Genomic DNA, 21,304 nt, shown 5'->3' with positions numbered 1-21,304 from the left:
GTTCCCTAATTCATTTGGCAGTCACTTCAGCCCGTATACTGCCTTGATCTTTAATAAACAATAGATTTTAGGATGCTGCTCAATACTTAGCTTGTCAAGTATGACAATTTACTATTACAACATCCCAACAATATTCCCTAAAAACACATACACCTTAAAAGATGGCTTTTAGCTTGGTATTCAAGGTATTCCAGCCATTTGCAACACGATTCCATAACGAACGTTGTGACGCTTCTTCGGAATCTTCGACCGTATCTTGCAGCTCGCTTTGACTGAACATCAATAAACCCGCTGCTGTGGCATACATAGAACGTCGAATCGAAGCTTGATGCTGATCATCAGCATAAACCTGTAATGGCGGATTCCCCAGATGTGCAGAAACACCCAGTATACGACGTGCCAAACTAATCATTCCCTCAATTTGGCAAGCGTCACCTGTTAGTACCACACCATGATATAAACCATGAATGGCACCGCTTCGTTCAAGTTCATCACGTACTTGTCCAAGAATTTCTTCATAACGCGCAATAATGATTTCAGCAAGTTCAATACGACTAATGGTCTGTGGGCCATCAATGGCTTGCACTTGAATCATTTGATCAGGCTTAATGGCGCTTAAATCGACGCAACCATGTAGAATTTTGATGCGTTCAGCTTCTTCTGTCGTCGTTTGTAAAACGGCCGCAATATCGCGCGTTACATTTTCGCCACCACGCTGCAACGTTCTCGCAAGCGCCAAACGACCATCCAGATACACCGCAATATTGGTTGTGCCTGCCCCAATATCCAACAAACAGACACCGTACTCTTTTTCATCTTTAAGCAAGCTGGCTTCGGCTGTTGCAAGACAGGACACCACCATTTTTTCGACACCGATACTGGCACCTTTCATGGCCCGATCCAGATTTTGCATGATACTGATCGGCATCATCATCAACTGATAATGTCCAGTCATACTATGTGCCGACATATTGATCGGATTCTGAACCCATTCTGATGAATCATCCAGTTCAAAACCAAGTGGTACAGCACTGGCCAAGTAATAATCTGGCGTGACATGGCTTGCTTTTGCAAGTTCTAACGCGCGCACGACCTCATTCGTGGTAATAGTATGATCAGCTTTCGCAATAGGGATACGACCCGAAGCATAAAAACTTTGTAATTCTGTTGTTGGAATCGACACCCATGCTGTGTGAACACGGCATTCAGCCATGTTTTCCGCTTCAGCAACGGCATTTTTAATTGCGGAGATGACTTTATCGAGACTAACTATTTTGCCTTTATTCATGCCACGGTTACGTGCAGTGGCCATCCCGATGACCTGAATGTTATCCGGTGCGTGAACTTTACCAATCAAAACTGAAACTTTATGTGTCCCAATGTCAATCGCAACAACCGAGGGAACAGCTTCACTCATTACTCACTACCATTTGTTCGTTGTCTAATATGGCAAAAAATGCCTGTTATTTAAAAGCCAAACATTATGGCTTTGCTGTCATTCCAGATGCAACATTTGTGTCATCACTCGTTACAACAAACTGACCATTTAATATTTTGGGCGGTACGCCTGTTTTCCACTGTAGTGATAATCCATTTCTATAGCGTAAATCAATGGCTGAGATTTTAGACCACACAGGTTTTAGGTCAGTTTGAGCAAGATGACTTAAACGTTGCAACTTACTCATGGTTTGGTCCTGATCTACAATGACACGTAAACCAGAATCAAATTGCATAAACCATGTCATACGTTCTGTTAGATATAACTCAGTTAAACGTAAATTGACAGGCTGGAATAATTGATTAATTTCATTGTAACGACGCATCATCGCTTTAGACTGGGTAATCGGTCCATGCAGCATCGGTAAATTTGGATGATTTTTTAATTCAGCTTCTGCATATACATCGCCGCTATCACTGAGCAAGCGCCCCGTTCCCCAGCGTGCAATAGCGTGGCGTGGCATAATGCGGACCCGAATACTGTTTGGCCATGCACGAGACACAACAACACGATCAACCCACGAGATTTCAAGTGCTTTATCCCGAATCTGCTCAAGGTCAGAAGTAAAGTAGTTATCTTTGATAATTGGTTGGATATGTTGTTGTAACTGGTTTTGTTCTACCACCGAGCGCGTGCCTACAATACTTAAATCGGCAATTTTAGCATCGGTAATCACTTTATACAGACCATATACGCCAGCAGCCAGCACCACAAATGCAATACACAGCAAAATCCACCCACCTGCATTCACAAGCTTTTGCTTGCGTGATGGTGGTTTTTCATGGATAGAGGTAATCGCCGCTCTTTTACGACGCATTGATGCTGGAAGCTGAGCCATATTTAGTGTGCCAAACCTGTAAGCGTTTGCGCTAAAATTTCGACGCACAATGCATCAAAATCGATACCTATGGCTTGTGCAGCTTTAGGTACGAGCGAGTGACTGGTCATGCCAGGTACGGTATTGATTTCAAGCAACCAGAAATTACCGTGTTCATCTTGCATGGCGTCGACTCGGCCCCAGCCGCTTGCACCAACTGTATGAAATGCACGCAATGTGAGCTCTTGCAGTTTCTTTTCATCGCTATCAGATAGACCAGATGGAATACCATACTGCACATCATTACGCTGATATTTGGCATCATAATCGTAAAATGCAACATCTTGCGGTGGTTGTAAGCGAATGACCGGCAATGCCTTTCCATTGAGCACCACAATCGTGTATTCACGACCAGTAATCCATTTTTCTGCCATCACGATTGCATCGTGTGCTGTCGCTTTTTCAATGGCTGGTGCAAAGTCTTCGATTTTTTCAACTTTGCTCATGCCAATGCTCGAGCCCTCATGGACTGGCTTAATAATCACAGGCAAGCCTAATGAAGCCACAATCTCATTAAGGTCTGAGTCTTTGCTGACAATGCGATAAGGCGCTGTGGGAAGGTCGCTCCCCTGCCAAATCTGCTTGGTCTTGATTTTATCCATTCCAATGGCAGAACCCTGTACGCCTGTACCGGTATAAGGAATATCCAGCCATTCAAGTACCCCCTGAATTTGACCATCTTCCCCGCCACGACCATGCAAAACAATAAAGGCACGATCATAACCAACCAGCTCTGTCACGCTACGTTCTTTTGGATCAAATGCTTCTGCCTGCACACCCGAACGTAACAATGCATCAAGCACGGCCTGACCACTATCTAAAGAAACGTCCCGCTCAGCCGACTTCCCACCAAACAACACCGCCACTTTGCCGAATTTTGAAGCATTTGACACGTTTTTATCCTTAAATTTTATCGCAAACTAAATATGATCAAGCAATACACTTATTTCAAATACAATTGCTGCTGGGCAAGATCAACGGAAATTGCTCCCACGTTACCTGCACCCTGCGTCAATAACAAGTCATTTGGTTGTAACACTTTTTGTATGATGTTAGGCAAATTGCCTTCCACTGGATCAACCAGAATAGGCTCAACATCACCACGCAAACGAATACTTCGAGCCAATGTACGACTGTCTGCGCCCACAATGGGCTTCTCACCTGCAGGGTAGACCTCAAGTAACAATAATTGATCGACCTGCGATAACACTTCAACAAAATCATCAAAACAGTCACGGGTACGACTAAAGCGATGAGGCTGAAACATCATCACCAAACGACGATCTGGATGACTCTGACGGGCAGCTTTAATGGTTGCCTCAACTTCTTTGGGATGATGGCCATAATCATCGACTAGTTTGACACTGCCTTCACCCAACTCAAACTCGCCCTGAACCTGAAAACGACGCCCAACACCACTAAAGCCTTCCAATGCACGTGCAATTGCTGCATCAGATACGCCTTCATCAGTGGCCACACCAATGGCTGCCAATGCATTTAAAATGTTGTGCAGTCCTGGCTGGTTAACAGTCAAACGCAGTGGTTCACGATCTTTACGTAGTACGGTAAAATGCGACTGCATCCCCTCTTGCACCACGTCTACAGCGCGAATGTCATTATCTTCATTAAAGCCATAGGTCAGTGTTGGACGGCCAAAACGTGGCATGATTTCACGCACATTATGATCATCACCACAGACCACAGCCAAACCATAAAATGGCAAACGATGAATAAACTCAACAAAGGTATCTTTGAGCTTATCGAAGCTACCGCCATAAGTATCCATATGGTCGGCATCAACATTGGTAATGATGGCCGCCATCGGTTGTAGATATAAGAATGAGGCATCTGACTCATCGGCTTCGGCCACAATAAATCGACTTGCACCCAGTGCTGCATTGACACCCGTACGGTTGAGCAACCCGCCAATCACATAGGTTGGGTCCATATTTTCTTCGGCCAACATGGTGGTTAACAAACTGGTTGTGGTGGTTTTACCATGTGTTCCAGCTACCGCGATTCCATGGCGATAGCGCATGAGCTCGCCCAACATCTCGGCACGGCGCACCACGGGGATACGATTTTCGATTGCGGCCTTGACTTCAGGATTTTCAGGATCAATCGCAGTGGATACCACCAGCACATCGACTGCTTTTAAATTATCAGCAGTATGACCGATATAAACTTTAATGCCTTTTTGTTCAAGATGTGCTGTTGTTTTAGAGGCTTTAATGTCAGAACCAGATACTTTGTAGCCCTGATTTTTTAACACTTCCGCAATGCCACACATTCCTGCACCACCGATTCCCACAAAATAAATGTGTTTGATACGGCGCATTTCAGGAACTTTAATGAGTTTTTTTGCTTGATCGGCAGGGGTTGTTGGTGACATAGAGCACTCTAACTTACAAAGTTTGAATAAGGTCTACCACGTGTTGGGTAGCATTGGGTTGTGCATGTTGACGGGCTTTTACAGCCATTTCTGAAAGTAACTGACGATTCATTAACGGTTTAAGTAATGCATCCAAGTTTTCTGGCGTCATGGTCGATTGCTGGCAAATCTTGGCTGCACCGACATCTGCCAGAAATCTGGCATTTGCAGTCTGATGATCGTCCACCGCAATCGGTAAAGGCACAAATACTGCCGCAACACCAGCAGTCGCAACTTCAGTGACGGTTAGCGCACCTGCGCGACAAATAATCAGATCTGCATCACGATAGGCTTGTGCCATATCTTCAATAAATGGCATTACCTGTACGCTCATATTCGCAGGAGCATTTGTGTAACGCACTCGGGTTTCTTCAAACTGTTTCTGTCCACACTGATGAAACACATTGAGGGGTAAATTGAGATTTTTCAATGCATCGGGTAACCGTTCATTAAGTGCCTGCGCGCCTAACGACCCTCCCACAATCAGAATATTTAAAGGTTGTCCCGCTTGCTCACGGCTATCATAACGCCATTTTGGACTTAAAATTGCGGTAATTTCTTTTCGTACAGGATTACCTGTAGTCACTCGTTTGGCACTTGCGGGAAATGTATTTGGAAATGCTTCACATACTTTTGAGGCCACACGAGCGAGCTGAGTATTGGTGAATCCCGCAACAGCGTTCTGTTCATGAATCAGAATTGGAATCCCCAAAATGCGTGCCGCCAAACCACCAGGACCCGCCACATAACCACCAAAACCTGCTACAGCATCAACTTTGAGCTGTTTCATATAACGCATAGCACTGTAAGTGGCTTTTAAAATTTTAAAGGGAGCCAGAAGTTTACGTACTGCCCCATTACCACGCACACCTTGAATATCAATCTGATAAATCGGAATATTCTGATCTTTCAGTAAACGGTTTTCCATACCCGCAGGCGTTGCAAGCCATGATACCTGACAGCCGTGTTGTTGGAGTTGTTTTGCCACAGCTAATGCAGGAAACACATGACCGCCCGTGCCAGCAGCCATCATCATGACATGTTTAGGTTTAACTTGTGATGGATCAGTCACGGTATATTCTTCAGCTCAAAAACAAAGGAAATAACGGGTATTTATTTAGCAGATTATTCTAATCCTAAAGCATACATAACGAAAAGCTTATTTCACGTGTTTGCAACATAAAGCATCGGGTTTTTTGATTGTTTTGCAATAAAAAATATATTAAATGAATGAAAAGCAAAAACTCATTTTTTAAATGCCCCCATATTGTGACAAACTCGAGTCAGTCACAATATGGGGGCTGTATTATTGTTAGTGTTGACGGCCTGCTTCAAGCACATCAAATAAGGTATCTGCAATTGAGGTACCAAACTGTGCATCAATTTCACGGATACAGGTTGGGCTGGTCACATTGATTTCTGTGACATAATTTCCAATCACATCAAGTCCCACAAATACCAAACCTTTGTCACGCAGATATGGCCCGACCTTGGCAGCAATCATTTTGTCATTTTCGGTCAGTGGGCGGGCTTCACCTAACCCACCCGCGGCCAGATTGCCACGTACTTCGCCATTTTGCGGGATACGCGCCAGACAATACGGGATTGGTTCACCATTGACCATCAAAATGCGTTTATCCCCTTCTACAATCTCAGGAATATAACGCTGTGCCATAATCGGACAGGTTCCCATTTCGGTCAGCATTTCAAGGGTTGAACCAATGTTCACCCCATCTTGATATAGACGAAAAATTCCCATTCCCCCCATACCATCGAGCGGTTTCACAATCACATCACCGTGTTCTTGAATGAACTCACGAATCAGGCTCTGTTGAGAGGTCACCAGTGTGGGTACTTGCAACTCTGGAAACTGAGTGGCAAAGAGTTTTTCGTTACAGTCACGTAGTGATTGTGGTTTATTAATAATCCACGCGCCTTCGCGTTCTGCCTGTTCCAGAATATAGGTGGTATACACAAAGTTCATATCAAATGGTGGATCTTTACGCATCAAGATCACATCGTAATCTGCCAATGATTCTTTTTGCTTGTTTCCTAATTCATAATAATGCTGATAGTCTTCAAAGACTTTTAAAGGTGAGATCAGACCAAATGCTCTACCTTGATCGATATATAAATCGTGCTGTAATGCGTAACCCAACTCATGTCCGCGACGGCTGGCAGCCCAAAGCATGGCCATGGTGGAATCTTTTTTGAGATTTACATTTTCAATCGGGTCCATCACGACAAGTACACGCATAATCTGACGCTCATCTGTTTAATTTTGCCAAGAGTATAACGAAGTTTTTAAGGCAACGCTGAACAGCAGCATAAAAACAAAAGATAAACGGGTAATAGAAACTATTTTTCTCATACTTGTTTTTTTGGTTTGCATATATGCCTGATCAATTCGATTTAATCCCTGTTCTAGATTCAGGCCCCCTCATATATCAATATTAAATATCATTTCATGCATTTCATTTTAAGAATCTTCAATTTTTCTTTTGAATAAGCATCAATTCAAAAATTAGTTATTTTTTGAGATTCAATTTTAAGCAGATGATGCATCAGCTTTTCTGCGCCCAAAAAAGAAAGACGATGAGTCTGATATTTTATTTATATGCAGCAGCCACTTATCTGTTTACTTTTTACCCACATTAACTGTGAATTCGATGTGAAGAATTACGTTTATACCGTCAATTACCTTATATCAAAAATAATTATTTTGTTTACATAACCTGATCACAATCATAACTTAATAGTGATAAATCATTCACGATTTATTCAAAACACAATTAAAACAGTTTGGAAATAAAACGATTGGAAAGGTCCATTGCAATGATGAATTACTCACGACCTCCAATTTTACATATGCTACAAAATACTGGAATGAAAACATGAAAAAAAGTATGTTGGCTTTGGCACTTGCATCGGCAAGCTGCCTTTTGATTACAGGATGCAACTCGGACTCTGACAGCAATGATGGCATGTCATCAAGTGCTACAGGAGATACGATCATTTTAACTGCAGATGGCTCCATCGCCTCTGTGAACCGCGACACACCCGATCAAATCGTGTCATCAAAAAAAATCTCAATGCTTCAAGCCAATGATCAGCTTGTGGGTATTGATTATCGCCCAAAAGATGAAAAACTTTATGCAGTTGGTTTACAAGGCAATCTGTATACCATTGATCCTAGCACTGGTGTAGCCACTTTCCTTCGAAAACTCAGTGCAGATCCGACAGATAGCAGCGATGGTAATGCATCTTTTAGTAAAATCAATGGTGACCCCGAACTCATCACGGTCAACTTTAACCCTGTGGCTGACCGCCTACGCGTGATCACCAATACTGGGCAAAATCTACGTATCAATGTGGATACTGGAGCGACCTTCACTGATGGTGACATCAACCCGACCACCAGCAGTCCAGTGATTGTTGCCGCTGCCTATACCAATGCGTTTGCAGGCACCGCGACCACACGCTTATTCAGTATTGACCAGACCACCGACAGTATTTATTTGCAAAACGCCAATGCGGGTACGCTGGGAACTTCTGCACGACTTGCAGAAGGACTGGATTTCCAAGGTGGCAGCGGTTTTGATATCGACCCAGTGAGTAATGTTGGCTATGCGGCCTTAAAAGCGGCAGGAAGCTATAAACTGTATCAAATCAATGTCGGCAACGTCGGCACCAGTAATCCTGCCGTATTTAACAGTGCGGCGCTGGCCAATAACTTCAACACTTCAGGCATTCGCGGATTGGCACTTAAACGTGCCAAAGATAGCACCGCCTCAGGTATCGGTTTAAATGCCAATAACAAACTGGTGGTGTTCTCGTTGAGCACGCCAAACAATGTTACAGAGCGTTCGATTACAGGCGTACAGGTTGATGAGAAGTTTATTGGTATTGATTACCGACTACGCACCACCACCGATAAATCTGGTGTGCTATATGGTCTGACCAACAAAGCCAATTTGTATACCATCAATACAGATACTGGCCTTGCAACACTAGTGAGTGCTTTAAAGCCCGCTAATGGCAGTAGTTACAGCAGTCTACAAGGCACTTCATTTGCAGTCGACTTTAACCCTGCGGCCGATCGCTTGCGCGTGATCAGTAACACTGGGCAAAGCTTACGTATTAATGTCGATACGGGCGAAACCATTAAAGACGGTGACATTAACGGCATTGCGGGTGCAATTGTAACGGCAGCGGCGTATACCAACAGCTTTAAAACCGCAATCAGCGGCGTTGCAACCGAACTATTTGATCTGGATCAGAGCAATCAAACACTGGTCAAACAAGACCCGCCAAACAACGGTACGATTAATCGAATTGGTGGGTTAGGTATTACTCTAGGCACCAATAACGGCTTTGATATTGCAGGGGGTGATAACGGTCTGGCACTTGCAACAGTTGCGGGAAGCATGGGACCTTCTGTGCTATATCGGGTTGATCTCAACACGTCGACTACAAGTGACACCCGTGCACGTGCAGCGGTCAGCGTTGATGGCACGCCGAATGTGGCAGCATCCACGATTGGTACATCGAGTACAGCGCCACTGATCGATCTGGCAATTTTACTAAAATAATCGGTAAAGCCTTCAAGTCGCTTTTAGAATATGTCTAAAAGCGACTCTATGATTATAAATCAGCGCGAAAATCTGGCTACGTTTCAGATTATCAAAATAAATATAATGTCTATTTAAATCAGCTTATTAAATAATTACTGCTATGCTACTAAGTACAAGTAACCGCTACTCATTATGTAAATAAAAATTGACTGATTTGAGCTGAATTAAGTTTAATGTTTTCTTTTAAATATTTTATGATTGTTGTAAATACTACAAGCGATTCCAGAATGAAGCTCTATCGATATTTAACAGGTCCAGATGATGCGCAATTTTGCGCACGCGTCAGTAAAGCACTCAATCAGGGGTGGACACTTTACGGTTCACCAACCATGAGCTTTAATGGGACTCAAATCATAGTAGGTCAAGCCATCATTAAAGAGGTCGATTCCACTTATGATCCCGACGCAGATATGCTCGAAACACTCAAACAAAATGCTTAGAAACTTATCTTAAGACCTATAGTCTGTAGATGTAATCAAAATAAAATTAAGCCACTTCAATCTGTTCTAGACTATGTCCGACATGGTGATAGCCCCGATTAAAATACACCAGACTCTGGTGATGTTGATTCTGTTGAATCGCCACAATCGGACAAATAAAAATGGTATGTGTGCCCACTTGCTGGATTTGCTCAATCTCACAATCAAAACTGACCAGGGCATCATTGAGTACAGGCGCACCCGTTTCAAGTTCTGTCCAGATGCCATGTTTAAAACGTTCTTCTGGACTAAGCTTAGATGAAAAAACATTGGAAAGCTGCTGATGCTGCGCACTAAGCACATTCACGGTTAAAATCTTGTTTTCTACAAAATGCATATGTGAGCTAGATGACTGATTCATACATACCAGCAATGTCGGAGGCGTATCTGTGACACTGCATACCGCAGATGCAGTAAAGCCATAACGACCCGCTAAACCTGCTGTAGTGACAACACTGACTGCACTGCTCAATAAGGACATTGCATTTCTAAAGTCTGTTGTTTCAATCATCACCTCGCTCCTTACTTTAATCCTGATTTTTCATTCGGGGCCAATTACGCAATTCTATCAGGTCATTACATCATCTGAGTCAATTCATAGCTCAATTGACTCACGCTTTAGACTCAAACTTAAAAACTGGTAAGTTGGGAATATTCATCCATTCTTACCAGTCTTATCCAGCATAATCTTGCGATCAATTAAGCAGAAAGTTCGCGACGGATAATTTCCGCACCAGCACTCAATGCCTGTAACTTGCCTCTTGCAACATCACGAGAAAGCGGTGTCATACCACAGTTGGTTGATGGGTAGAGTTTATCTGCATCCACAAATTGAAGAGCCTTACGCAAGGTATCTGCCACTTCTTCAGGTGTCTCAATAGTATTGGTTGCAACATCAATCGCACCCACCATGACTTTTTTACCACGAATCAGTTCAATCAGATCCATCGGCACGCGAGAGTTATGGCATTCGAGTGAAATAATGTCGATTTTGGACTGTTGTAACTTCGGAAAGGCCTCTTCATATTGACGCCATTCTGAACCGAGTGTCTTTTTCCAATCGGTGTTGGCTTTAATACCATAGCCATAACAGATGTGGACAGCCGTTTCACATTTGAGTCCTTCAAGCGCACGCTCAAGCGTAGCGACACCCCAATCATTGACTTCATCAAAAAATACGTTAAATGCAGGCTCATCAAACTGAATAATGTCCACGCCCGCTGCTTCTAATTCTAAAGCTTCCTGATTGAGAATTTTGGCAAATTCCCAAGCCAGTTTTTCACGACTTTTGTAATGCGCATCGTAAAGGGTATCAATCATAGTCATTGGGCCCGGTAACGCCCATTTGATTGGTTGTGTGGTTTGTTGACGCAAGAACTTGGCATCTTCCACAAATACTGGCTTCTGACGAGATACCGCACCGACAACCGTTGGTACACTGGCATCATAACGATTACGAATTCGAACGGTTTCACGCTTTGCAAAATCAACACCATCAAGATGTTCAATAAAGGTGGTCACGAAATGTTGACGGGTTTGCTCACCATCACTCACGATATCAATGCCAGCATGCAACTGTTCTTGTAAAGACACTAACAATGCATCGCGTTTGCCTTGTGCAAGATCAGCGCCTTCTAGTTTCCAAGGTGACCATAGTTTTTCAGGTTCTGCAATCCAAGACGGTTTTGGTAGGCTGCCAGCAGTTGATGTCGGTAATACACGTTTCATAATCAATAATCTTCTATCTTAAGTTAAACAGCAGCACAGTTTTTTTCAGAATACTTTTTATCTGAAAAACTCGTATCAACGTAATTGGCAGCCCAGCGCTCAAGAATGCTTTGGTAAGGCTTCATGAAGTGTTCTTCCGTCCATTTACCTTGTTTAATTGCCAACTGACTACGTTCTTCACGGTCATACACGATACGCGTCAACGAGAAATCCTGATGTTTCAAGCTGGGTTGATAAATCTGTCCAGCCACAGAATTTGCATTGTAAATTTCTGGACGATAAATCTTTTGAAAGGTTTCCATGGTACTGATGGTTCCGATCAACTCGAGATCGGTGTAATCACTGAGCAAATCTCCACGGAAATAAAATGCCAAAGGTGCAACGCTATTTTTCGGCATAAAATAACGAACTTTTAAGCCCATTTTCGCAAAATATTCATCAGTTAAAGAATAGGCATCTTGCTGATATTCCACACCCAATACAGGATGTTGATTTGTAGTTCGATGGTATGTCTTGGTCGTTGAAACACTCAGACAAATCACAGGCTGTTTACTAAAGTTATCGTTAAATGTATTTGAATTAACAAAAGATTTAAAAATCTTGCCATGAAGTTCGCCATAGTTTTCTGGCGTACTAAATTTTGCCTGATTTTTATTATGTTCTAATAGTAAAACGCTAAAATCGTAATCACGAACATACGAAGAAAAGTTATTGCCTACAATCCCTTCAATACGTTGATTGTTTTTATAGTCAATAATATTGGTTTTTAAGATTTCGATGGTTGGGAAAGTCTCACCATTGCCTTCAACATCAATATCTACCGAAATAATATCCAGCTCAACAGCGTAACGATCGCCATTCGGGTTATCCCAATCTGCCAAAGCATTAAATCGATTATTAATCATATTCAACGTATTACGCAGATTCTCTTGGCGACTTTCGCCCCGAGCTAAATTGGCAAAGTTGGTGGTAATACGTGTGTTGTCTGAAGGACGATAGTCTTCATCAAAACGAATACTTTTAATCGAAAATTCAAATGTCTGACTCATTGTGATTTGCCCCTTATCTCTATGGGGATATTTATACCGCAATCAAAAGATGAATAAAAATGATTTAGTTTCACACAAAAGTGAGTAAAATTCACTTTATAAAATTCTGGGATTTTGACGATGGCAAATTTTTGACAAACCAGATCAAATGGGATGATTTATTTTTATAATTTTAGATAATCGCACCTTAGTGAAAAAGGAAGCTTGTGCTTCCTTTTTCACTTGAAATCAGATGCCGTATTTCAGACGATAATCTTCCATTTTAGCCAACGCCTGTGTTTCGCCTTTCGCATCAAGATAATTCATTAAGTCTTTCATGGTAATCAATGCATGTACAGGAATCTCAAGTTCTTGTTGAACTTCCTGAATAGCGGATAATTGGCCCTGACCACGTTCCTGACGATCCAGCGCCACCAGCACACCCGCAATGGTTGCGCCCGCATTTTTCAAGATAGTCACTACTTCACGAATGGCTGTGCCCGCAGTGATGACATCATCGATGATCCAGACTTTTTTGCCCTCAACCGATGCACCGACCAACACACCGCCTTCACCATGATCTTTGGCTTCTTTACGGTTAAAGCCCCAAGGCACACTCTTAGCATGCAGTTGTGATAATGCCACTGCCGTTGCAGCCACAAATGGAATACCTTTGTATGCAGGCCCAAAAATGACGTCGACATGCTGACATTGCATCAATTGATCGGCATAACCTTGCGCCAAAAGTGACAATGCCTCACCATCGTTTAACAAACCTGCGTTAAAAAAATACGGACTAACACGCCCTGATTTTAAGGTAAACTCACCAAATTTAAGCACACCGCGTGATAACGCGAGTTCGATAAAGGCTTGCGGGTTAAAAGACGATGGCGTTGTCATAGGTGCTCCAGATTCATCAATTGAGGTCAAACTTGCGCATGATACCAAAGGATAGCTATCCAAGTGATGTAAAAATTTTACGTGTGGTTTCCATCAACGTAAATGGCTTACGTTCATCTGTGACCAAAGGGCTGCTCGAATGGCTCGAAAAATCCGAAGCAGATGTAATTTGCATGCAGGAAAGTCGTATTACTCATGCACAGTGGACAGACAAGTTTAAACCAGAAGGCTGGTACACGCATCTCTTTCCTGCCGAACGTGCAGGCTATGCAGGTACAGCCATTTATAGTCGGATTCCCTTTAAGTCGGTGCAGGATGGACTGGGTTTTGAGCTAGCCGATTCGCAAGGCCGCTTTATTGCAGCAGAGTTTGATTTAGGTCTGAATCAGCCGGCTTACATCTGTTCGTTATATTTGCCTTCGGGTTCATCTGGCGATGAAGCTCAAGCACGTAAAGATGTTTTTTTAGAAAAATATGCACAAATTTTAAAACAATGGCGTGATGAAAATAAATCGATCATTGTCTGTGGTGACTATAATATCGTCCATAAACGTATTGATATTAAAAACTGGTCGGGCAATCAAAAGTCGTCGGGCTGTTTACCGCACGAACGTGCATGGCTCGATCATATTTATGATGAACTCGGTTATGTCGATACTTTTCGTGAGGTTCGCCCTGAGGCAGAGCTGTACTCATGGTGGTCAAACCGCGGACAAGCGCGGGCCAAAAATGTAGGGTGGCGTATCGACTACCATGCCTGCTCACCCGACTGGAAAACGCGTACTGTAAATGCCTGGGTTTATCGAGATGAATGGTATAGCGACCATGCGCCTGTCATTATTGATTATAAAATCAGTTAAATTGTGTACATTTGTACACTGAATAAACGCCAATTTCTTACACAAGATGTGGAAATTAAGTATTTTTATTACAGGTGTTTAAGCGCATTATACACCCACGGCACAGGGACATGTCAGGATGACAAAAGGATAGGACGCCGTAGGATGGAAATAAATAACCGGATGGTTATTTCAAGGATGTGACATTGGACGTTGAAATGAGACCCGCATGATCAGGATGATTAAATGCGGGTTTTCTCTTTTTAAAAACCTGCCATTTAGTTTTAACTGCTCAATCTCTAGATGCATATTTTGCCAATCAGATATGTCAGATTAATGACAACTCAAAAGCACTATTTTTCATGCGTGATGTTTTTAGCTTATTTTCGTCGTCCCATTGTTGATCCGATATACATCAACCTAATTCTGACTAGAGCTTTCGAACGTTTTTGGTTAGGCTAATCTCTACCTTAACCAATTTTCTGCACAATTATGTTAAAAATTTATGGAATCAAAAACTGCAACTCAATGAAAAAAGCCTTTGACGCACTCAATGCAAAAGGCCTTAGTTATGAATTTCATGACTACAAGAAGCAAGGGATTGATGCAAAAACGCTTCAAGACTGGCTGGAAAAAATTGGCGCAGAAACAATATTAAATAAAAAAGGCACGACCTGGCGTAAGCTTTCACCTGAACAGCAAGCATTTGCCTTAACAAGTGAAGCGAATCTGATTGAAACGATTATTGCACAGCCGAGTCTGATTAAACGTCCCGTTCTAAAGACCTCAGAAGGTTATGTTGTGGGTTTTGATGAAGCGGCTTACCAACAGCTCAGCTCATAACTCTTATATAAAAAAGCCGAATATAACATTCGGCTCTCTTTAAACCATTAAGGATTAATTGGCACGAATCCAAGTCTGGTTACGACCCAACGCCGAAATTCCAATATAGCCACGTAGATTGAGTTTCTTACCGCCATCGGCAAGTTCACCTTTCAATTTATAGGTCTTACCCGTTTTAGGATCCATAATGCTTCCGCCGTCATAACTGGTTCCACCTGTGTTTTTCAGGTTATGTACAATCGTAACCCCTTTAAGTGATTTATTCTTATAAGGCCCTTCACATTTGGTACAGGCATTTTCCTCACCTGGGGTTAATACACTTTGAATACTGGCTGAAAGCGTACCATTTTTCTGCTCTGTAAACTTAACCATCGCTTTAGGCTGATTGGTTTGATCATCAATGGTCTTCCATACAGTCCCATTTAGAGGGTCTGCTGCATTTGCCAAAACCGTTACACTCAGCATTCCTAATGCCAATGCTATTTTTTTCATTTTTCTTCACTATCCTTAAGTCCTAACGACTTCTATAGTATTAAAAACTCACAACAATAAAGCAATTTTTGTGTGTGACTATTTAGTGTAGCCTTGTAAAGTCTGAGGATAAATACACACGCATTGCGAATAAACTGTAAGAATCCGCAACAATAATAAAGGTTGTATATTATGTGGAAACAATATTTAACAGAAGCTGTTTTAAAAACCACCATTCGAGCCCCAAGCCGGTTTAGCCTTCCACCCGCAACCCTTCGTGTGGCCCTGAATCAGATGTGCCGAGTTTTTCCGCTCAATAAAGAAGTGAGTATTCGCCCAATTAGGCTGGCAGGGATACGTGCGGAAGAAATTAAACCTCAGTCGTCATCGACTCAACTGATTTTTCATATCCATGGCGGGGCTTTTTTTCTTGGCAGTTTAAATACGCATCGTGCATTGATGACAGAGCTGGCAGCACGGACACAAATGCAAGTTTTACATGTGGATTATCCATTGGCTCCCGAAGCAGGATTTCCAGATGCTTTAGATGCGCTTTACGATATTTACCAAACTTTGCTTGATCAGGGTGTACTTCCCAAAGACATTATCTTGTCAGGTGATTCCTGTGGCGCAAATCTGGCCCTCGCGTTGGCATTACGTCTGAAAGATGATCCAGAACAGCTACCAAGTGGCCTGATTTTAATGTCACCTTTTTTAGATCTGACATTAAGCAGTGAATCATTACGACTCAACAAAAAACACGATGCCTTGCTTTGTATAGAAGCACTTGAAGCTGGCATAGATTACTATCTTGGTGACAGTATGCCAAAAGATGATCCGCGTGTTTCGCCTATTTTTGACAATTTACGTGGGCTCCCTCCGACAATGATTCAAGTTGGATCCAAAGAAATTTTACTGGACGATGCCAAACGCTTTCGAGATAAAGCCAAAGAAGCAGATGTAAAAGTTGAATTTAAGCTATATACAGGGATGTGGCATAATTTTCAGATGTTTAGTGCATGGTTTGATGAGGCCAAACAGGCCATTTCAGATCTCGCAGTATTTGCTCATCAACTTGATCGTGATTAAATGCAAGCTGGCATTTTGCCAGCGACATTTAAAAAAAAATAAGAAGAAGAAATATCAGATAGATCATAATAAATGCTATCTTAAACGCTGAAATCTAATACAAGTCATGGATAATTTCGCATGACGAAAACAAACTCTAGACTCTGGTCTTTTATTTTTAGCCTGTATATGAAGAATCCTATTATTAATTGGACGGTTCTTGAGAAATGCAAACTCATCATCCTGCTGTCATCTGGCATGATTTTGAGCTGGATTGTCTGGAAGCTTTTTGTACTGTTACATCCAGAGCTATGGAAATACGTAAATATTAGATTAATCGAAATCGACATGTGGGTATGCAGCCTCACATTGACTGTTTTAATTTTCTTGATGTATCTGTGTCATTATCATGCACATAGAATCTGGATCCAGAAAGTTATTCCTATTGTCACTATTTATCTGTTTGCCCTGGTCCTATACCATGGGAGTTATATGACGGGTTCTTTAAGCCCAGCAACGGCAGTAGGTTATATCAGTACAGCGGTCATTGGTTTAATTTTATTTGACCGCTGGCTCATTTATATTACCTTGATTCCAGCGACCTTATTACTCCTTATAGCTGGCTATCTAAGCCTAAAGCAATACATTCCCTATGCACCAGTTTTTAATATCGCTGCCCTAAAACCATCGCCTGCACAACACAATTTTTGGGTGGGTAGTATGGTGTTTTTTTCGGTGCCTATCCTGATTGGATTTTTTGGTTTATTTGAGATTTTACTTTCACAATGGCGCGAGCGTGAAGATGAAATTAAGCGTCTCAGTCAACTAGATTTTCTGACCAATCTTTTAAATCGTCGTAGTATTCATCAGGTTTTAGATCATTTTCATCAAACCAGAGCAGAAAAAAATTACGCGGTGATTTTATTGGATCTTGATCACTTTAAGCAGATTAACGATCAGTATGGTCATCATGTAGGAGATCAGGTTCTCATTGCTATCAGTGAATGTCTGACACAACATGTTCATCCTCTCAACAACATTGGACGTTTTGGCGGAGAAGAATTTATTATTCTGATTCCAGAGACCTCATTGTCGGCTGCACGAGAAATCGCAGAGTGTTGTCGACTGGCTATTCAACAGCTCAACATTGCCACTACGCAAGATAATATTCAGCTCAGCGCAAGCTTTGGGGTGGCTATATCCTCACTTCAGTATGAAGCCAGTCAGATTCTGACCCAAGCCGATCAAGCACTTTATTTTGCCAAAGCCTGTGGTCGAAACCAGGTGAGGACTTTTCCAGAATATATCCAGCAGAATTTCTAAGCCATACAATCAATTAACGCTGTATATTTTTAAATGCAGCTAGCTGTTGAAGTAATTCATTTTTACTAAACGCACCTGTGAGGCGTAAGTTGCGAATTTCCTGATGGTGCTGGTCTAGAAACAGATATGTCGGCGGGCCTAAAATTTCCCATTCATTTAACAGGTGTTGATGAGAAACATCATAATGGCTCAGATCTAATTTAATTAAATAATAGGATTTTAACGCCTGCTGAACATCATGATCTTTTAAAACACGATGTTCAATCGGTTGGCATGCGACACACCAGTCGGCATATACATCAATGATCACAGGTTGCTGTGCAGGAACCCGTTCAAGCAATTGCTTAAATTCTACTGCTGTCCTTGCGGTATGCCACTGAACTGTTTTTTGAGTGTCCTGTACAAACCAGCGTTGACTATGCTGGTACTGATCAAATGCTACCAATGGTGTTACCACTAATAATAGCAATAGATACAACCACTTCAACTGATCAGGATACTTTATCAAGCGATATAGCGCATAAACAATAAAGGCGATACCAAGTATCAAACTTACAATCTGTATCCAGCCATCTGATAAAAGCGGGCGAATAAAGTAAATTGCCAGTGCAAGCATAATAAAGGCGAAGATCACCTTAATCTGATGCATCCATTGTCCTGCTTTAGGTAAAATTTTGGTTCCAAGGAAAGTGGCAATTAATAATGGAATTCCCATCCCGAAACCAAGACAAAATAACAATAAGGCGCCACGCCACTGATCCTGAGTCTGTGCGATGAATAACAATGTTCCTGCTAAAGGTGCTGTCATACATGGGCCGACCAGCAAAGCAGAAATCACGCCCATCACGGCAGCACCAATCAAAGTGCCACCCTGCTGTACAGATTGAATTTGATCCAGTTGATTGATCAGTTTTTGAGGCAGTTTAAGCTCAAAAAGCCCGAACAAATTCAAGGCAAACACAATAAACAATAAACTAAAACCAATCAGGGTTGCTGGCTGTTGTAACCAGCGCTGGAAATTTAATCCTGCTGAAGATGCAATCAAACCAAGTACAGCATAAACCGTCGCCATACTCACCACAAACGTTAATGCAACCGCCCAAGCCTTGAGGCCACGGTGTTCACGAACAATCAGGGAAGTTAGAATCGGCAACATGGGCAGCGAACATGGCGTAAATGCCAATAAAATCCCTAATCCCAGAAAAAGTAAAATTCCATAACCGAGAGAATGTTGTTCGAGCTTTGATGACCATACTTGATCTTGAGCAACTGCTGAGGATGACATTGATACAGACCGATGATCAGGCGTATCGGCTTGTTCAGATGTCGCCTGAGCCGACAGACTAGCAAGATCAGTCAGGCGTTTTTTTCCTGTAAATGATGTGTTCTGTTGACTGACCAAACCCTCCTGATCTGTTTGGAATGAGATAGTCTGCGGGGGATAACAGATTCGATCTTTGGCACAGCCCTGCCAGGTCACCTGATAGTGCTGAGCAGGAGCCGTTTTTATAGAAAGCTGTACATGAGAATAATAAACTTTGCTGTGTCCAAAGTTTTCATCATACTGATCGGTTGCAGGTGGCAGGTTTAAGCGAATAGACTGATCACTCTGCCGAACCTCAAATTTATGCTGATACAAATAATAATTGGGTTGGATCTTCCAGGATAAAACCGCCTGATTTGAATCGGTGGACTCTACCGAAAAAGAAAATGCCTGTTCAGGTGACAATAAACTTTCTGCTGCATATGTAGGCAACACCAACAGACTCAGCATGAGCACTATTGTGCCGAAAAACCACGCAACTATTTTTTGCACCTGAACAGATTTCAACATAAATTAAGTACTAAATTGATTTAAAATAGATACGATATGCCAAAACCGCCTGTATAGTTTCGGTCATTTCCATTGAGCTGAACACCAACGCTGGCATCAAACTGGGTTCGGTCATTCAAGGCATAGATCACACCTGTACCAAGTCCATACTCATAGTCTTGACTTTCGGCTTTACGATAAACAAACTCAGAAAATCCTGACCATTTACCACCAAATTTATAGCCCAGAGTGGGTACTGCCGTCACTGCCCAATTGCTGTTTTGAACCTCATAAATCATGGTAATCGAGGTTTCAAGCAAATCACTGTAGTCATAAGCAACCGTAGAACCTAAACTATAAATATCATCGTGTGCAGTAAACTCATCGTTTCCTGTCGCAATCACTGCCTGTGCCAGCACCGCCATGGATAAGCTGTCATCATTAAGATTAATGGCTTTTTTCAAGCCAATACTGACATCACCTAAACCATTTTTTTCGGTTTTAACTCCTGCACGTTTTTTCTGATACCAAGCAGGTCCTTGCCAACCCAGTTGGAGTTCCAAATCTTTGGCTAACCCCGTTCGCAACAACATATCGCCATTAAGTGTGGTGATACGTTCTTTTTCTCCATCTACCGTTGCCTCACTATAGGAGACAGATGGTAAACCTTGTTCCCAAGCCAGTTTGCCTACAGGCGTAATTCCTGTACCAAAGCCTGTTCCAGGACGATCAAATGAAAAATCGGCGGCAAAAGTGCTGGCCGTTGCTGTTGCCGCCAGCATAAAAGTGAATGTTTGCAATGTCTTCATGGTATGACTCAACATTTAGGTTAGTTCTTTTGACATTTTTGCACCACGGCTGCGTAGTAGTTGTAATGTCTGTTTTTCTTCTTCCAAAGATTCTGACCAATCGATTGCATCAAAGTCACAATCAAAAAATAAATCACTAATTGAAGATAAAATGGTTAAGCCTTCTTCATCACGCGTGTTTGGATCAACATTTTCATCAAGTAAACGCTGGACCACAGGTACACAGGCCGAGCTTGCCGCATCCCAAAGTGGACCATAAAGTTCTTCTGCATCCCAAAGGTGCAAATTGGCCTTAGCCTGAATCAACTCTTCCAGAATATCTAGATGAACCTGCAGTAATTGTGCTTTTTCTTGTTTTGATAAAGGCTGACCTGCTTCGTATGCCTCACAAACGGTTTCCCACCACTGAAACAAGCCATCACACATGATTGAAATGGGTGGGCCTTTTTCCAAATCCATAAAGTTTGGATCGAGACCTGATGCTAACAGGGTTCTTACCTGCTCAAGGTCCAATGCCTCAATCGCCTGAACAAAGGCTTTTTGCTGATCTGTTAACATGAGCA

Annotated in this window: 20 protein-coding genes; 6 read left to right on the top strand and 14 right to left on the bottom strand. The window is 42.2% G+C overall.

The genetic code is table 11. The annotated features are described in order from the left end of the window. Positions 1-154: 154 nt before the first annotated feature. The 6 genes from ftsA to gshB form a co-directional block, all read right to left on the bottom strand. The gene (gene ftsA / locus F952_RS04885) at positions 155-1,417 is read right to left on the bottom strand and encodes a cell division protein FtsA (RefSeq protein WP_004923341.1); all 1,263 of its coding nucleotides are present in this window, start codon (positions 1,415-1,417) and stop codon (positions 155-157) included. Positions 1,418-1,481: 64 nt separating this feature from the next. Then, a complete protein-coding gene (locus F952_RS04880) occupies positions 1,482-2,336 on the bottom strand; it encodes a cell division protein FtsQ/DivIB (protein ID WP_004923340.1) in 855 nt (284 codons plus the stop codon). 2 nt (positions 2,337-2,338) lie between these two features. Then, on the bottom strand, positions 2,339-3,268 hold the full coding sequence (locus F952_RS04875) for a D-alanine--D-alanine ligase (protein WP_004923338.1): 930 nt from the start codon (positions 3,266-3,268) through the stop codon (positions 2,339-2,341). A gap of 50 nt (positions 3,269-3,318) precedes the next feature. Then, positions 3,319-4,767 carry a UDP-N-acetylmuramate--L-alanine ligase gene (gene murC / locus F952_RS04870; protein ID WP_004923336.1) on the bottom strand — a complete coding sequence of 483 codons (1,449 nt, stop codon included), beginning with the start codon at positions 4,765-4,767 and terminating at the stop codon, positions 3,319-3,321. A gap of 13 nt (positions 4,768-4,780) precedes the next feature. Next, entirely contained in the window at positions 4,781-5,878 is a 1,098-nt protein-coding gene (gene murG, locus F952_RS04865; RefSeq protein ID WP_004923335.1) for an undecaprenyldiphospho-muramoylpentapeptide beta-N-acetylglucosaminyltransferase, read from the bottom strand. A gap of 240 nt (positions 5,879-6,118) precedes the next feature. Further along, positions 6,119-7,063 carry a glutathione synthase gene (gene gshB / locus F952_RS04860; RefSeq protein ID WP_004923332.1) on the bottom strand — a complete coding sequence of 315 codons (945 nt, stop codon included), beginning with the start codon at positions 7,061-7,063 and terminating at the stop codon, positions 6,119-6,121. A gap of 637 nt (positions 7,064-7,700) precedes the next feature. Between gshB and F952_RS04855 the strand changes: the two genes are divergently transcribed. Together F952_RS04855 and F952_RS04850 are read left to right on the top strand one after the other, a co-directional pair. Next, positions 7,701-9,398, top strand: a complete 1,698-nt coding sequence (locus F952_RS04855; RefSeq protein ID WP_004923329.1) for a DUF4394 domain-containing protein — start codon at positions 7,701-7,703, stop codon at positions 9,396-9,398. A 269-nt stretch (positions 9,399-9,667) separates the two neighbouring features. Next, complete coding sequence (locus tag F952_RS04850; protein ID WP_026056909.1) at positions 9,668-9,880, top strand: DUF1737 domain-containing protein; 213 nt, start codon at positions 9,668-9,670, stop codon at positions 9,878-9,880. Between the two features lie 46 nt (positions 9,881-9,926). On the opposite strand, the gene F952_RS04845 is transcribed toward F952_RS04850, so the two are convergent. From F952_RS04845 to pyrE, 4 genes are all read right to left on the bottom strand, one after another. After that, positions 9,927-10,430: a flavin reductase gene (locus F952_RS04845; RefSeq protein ID WP_004923321.1), complete on the bottom strand. Its 504-nt coding sequence runs from the start codon at positions 10,428-10,430 to the stop codon at positions 9,927-9,929. Between the two features lie 188 nt (positions 10,431-10,618). Then, positions 10,619-11,647: a methionine synthase gene (locus F952_RS04840; protein ID WP_004923317.1), complete on the bottom strand. Its 1,029-nt coding sequence runs from the start codon at positions 11,645-11,647 to the stop codon at positions 10,619-10,621. 23 nt (positions 11,648-11,670) lie between these two features. Next, entirely contained in the window at positions 11,671-12,696 is a 1,026-nt protein-coding gene (locus F952_RS04835; protein WP_004923313.1) for a DUF1852 domain-containing protein, read from the bottom strand. A gap of 228 nt (positions 12,697-12,924) precedes the next feature. Continuing rightward, a complete protein-coding gene (pyrE, locus tag F952_RS04830; RefSeq protein WP_004923310.1) occupies positions 12,925-13,575 on the bottom strand; it encodes an orotate phosphoribosyltransferase in 651 nt (216 codons plus the stop codon). A gap of 38 nt (positions 13,576-13,613) precedes the next feature. Between pyrE and F952_RS04825 the strand changes: the two genes are divergently transcribed. Then, on the top strand, positions 13,614-14,435 hold the full coding sequence (locus F952_RS04825; RefSeq protein WP_004923307.1) for an exodeoxyribonuclease III: 822 nt from the start codon (positions 13,614-13,616) through the stop codon (positions 14,433-14,435). A gap of 471 nt (positions 14,436-14,906) precedes the next feature. Then, a complete protein-coding gene (locus tag F952_RS04820) occupies positions 14,907-15,257 on the top strand; it encodes an arsenate reductase (protein ID WP_011182813.1) in 351 nt (116 codons plus the stop codon). 54 nt (positions 15,258-15,311) lie between these two features. On the opposite strand, the gene F952_RS04815 is transcribed toward F952_RS04820, so the two are convergent. Continuing rightward, on the bottom strand, positions 15,312-15,749 hold the full coding sequence (locus F952_RS04815) for a DUF2147 domain-containing protein (protein WP_004923302.1): 438 nt from the start codon (positions 15,747-15,749) through the stop codon (positions 15,312-15,314). Positions 15,750-15,920: 171 nt separating this feature from the next. Here F952_RS04815 and F952_RS04810 point away from each other — a divergent pair, with 171 nt between their 5' ends. Together F952_RS04810 and F952_RS04805 are read left to right on the top strand one after the other, a co-directional pair. Further along, entirely contained in the window at positions 15,921-16,817 is an 897-nt protein-coding gene (locus F952_RS04810) for an alpha/beta hydrolase (protein ID WP_004923299.1), read from the top strand. Positions 16,818-16,937: 120 nt separating this feature from the next. Then, the gene (locus F952_RS04805) at positions 16,938-18,119 is read left to right on the top strand and encodes a GGDEF domain-containing protein (protein ID WP_004923296.1); all 1,182 of its coding nucleotides are present in this window, start codon (positions 16,938-16,940) and stop codon (positions 18,117-18,119) included. Positions 18,120-18,132: 13 nt separating this feature from the next. On the opposite strand, the gene dsbD is transcribed toward F952_RS04805, so the two are convergent. From dsbD to F952_RS04790, 3 genes are read right to left on the bottom strand one after another with little or no spacing between them, the layout of a single operon-like run. Next, a complete protein-coding gene (gene dsbD / locus F952_RS04800) occupies positions 18,133-19,953 on the bottom strand; it encodes a protein-disulfide reductase DsbD (protein WP_004923292.1) in 1,821 nt (606 codons plus the stop codon). Between the two features lie 20 nt (positions 19,954-19,973). Then, on the bottom strand, positions 19,974-20,741 hold the full coding sequence (locus F952_RS04795) for a transporter (RefSeq protein WP_004923290.1): 768 nt from the start codon (positions 20,739-20,741) through the stop codon (positions 19,974-19,976). 15 nt (positions 20,742-20,756) lie between these two features. Then, entirely contained in the window at positions 20,757-21,299 is a 543-nt protein-coding gene (locus F952_RS04790; RefSeq protein WP_004923288.1) for an ankyrin repeat domain-containing protein, read from the bottom strand. Between the last annotated feature and the right edge of the window lie 5 nt (positions 21,300-21,304).

The sequence above is a fragment of the Acinetobacter baylyi DSM 14961 = CIP 107474 genome (assembly GCF_000368685.1).
In the GTDB taxonomy this organism is placed as follows: Bacteria; Pseudomonadota; Gammaproteobacteria; order Pseudomonadales; family Moraxellaceae; genus Acinetobacter; species Acinetobacter baylyi.
Note: the sequence above shows the minus strand (reverse complement) of the source record. Positions and strands in the feature narration are given on the sequence as shown.

Coding starts and splice junctions, on each gene's coding strand:
- F952_RS04855 (WP_004923329.1), top strand. CDS start 7,701: ATGAAAAAAAGTATGTTGGCTTTGGCACTTGCATCGGCAAGCTGCCTT.
- F952_RS04825 (WP_004923307.1), top strand. CDS start 13,614: ATGATACCAAAGGATAGCTATCCAAGTGATGTAAAAATTTTACGTGTG.
- F952_RS04820 (WP_011182813.1), top strand. CDS start 14,907: ATGTTAAAAATTTATGGAATCAAAAACTGCAACTCAATGAAAAAAGCC.
- F952_RS04815 (WP_004923302.1), bottom strand. CDS start 15,749: ATGAAAAAAATAGCATTGGCATTAGGAATGCTGAGTGTAACGGTTTTG.
- F952_RS04840 (WP_004923317.1), bottom strand. CDS start 11,647: ATGAAACGTGTATTACCGACATCAACTGCTGGCAGCCTACCAAAACCG.
- F952_RS04880 (WP_004923340.1), bottom strand. CDS start 2,336: ATGGCTCAGCTTCCAGCATCAATGCGTCGTAAAAGAGCGGCGATTACC.
- gshB (WP_004923332.1), bottom strand. CDS start 7,063: ATGCGTGTACTTGTCGTGATGGACCCGATTGAAAATGTAAATCTCAAA.
- murC (WP_004923336.1), bottom strand. CDS start 4,767: ATGTCACCAACAACCCCTGCCGATCAAGCAAAAAAACTCATTAAAGTT.
- pyrE (WP_004923310.1), bottom strand. CDS start 13,575: ATGACAACGCCATCGTCTTTTAACCCGCAAGCCTTTATCGAACTCGCG.
- F952_RS04790 (WP_004923288.1), bottom strand. CDS start 21,299: ATGTTAACAGATCAGCAAAAAGCCTTTGTTCAGGCGATTGAGGCATTG.
- F952_RS04845 (WP_004923321.1), bottom strand. CDS start 10,430: ATGATTGAAACAACAGACTTTAGAAATGCAATGTCCTTATTGAGCAGT.
- F952_RS04835 (WP_004923313.1), bottom strand. CDS start 12,696: ATGAGTCAGACATTTGAATTTTCGATTAAAAGTATTCGTTTTGATGAA.
- F952_RS04810 (WP_004923299.1), top strand. CDS start 15,921: ATGTGGAAACAATATTTAACAGAAGCTGTTTTAAAAACCACCATTCGA.
- F952_RS04805 (WP_004923296.1), top strand. CDS start 16,938: ATGACGAAAACAAACTCTAGACTCTGGTCTTTTATTTTTAGCCTGTAT.
- dsbD (WP_004923292.1), bottom strand. CDS start 19,953: ATGTTGAAATCTGTTCAGGTGCAAAAAATAGTTGCGTGGTTTTTCGGC.
- F952_RS04795 (WP_004923290.1), bottom strand. CDS start 20,741: ATGAAGACATTGCAAACATTCACTTTTATGCTGGCGGCAACAGCAACG.
- ftsA (WP_004923341.1), bottom strand. CDS start 1,417: ATGAGTGAAGCTGTTCCCTCGGTTGTTGCGATTGACATTGGGACACAT.
- F952_RS04850 (WP_026056909.1), top strand. CDS start 9,668: ATGAAGCTCTATCGATATTTAACAGGTCCAGATGATGCGCAATTTTGC.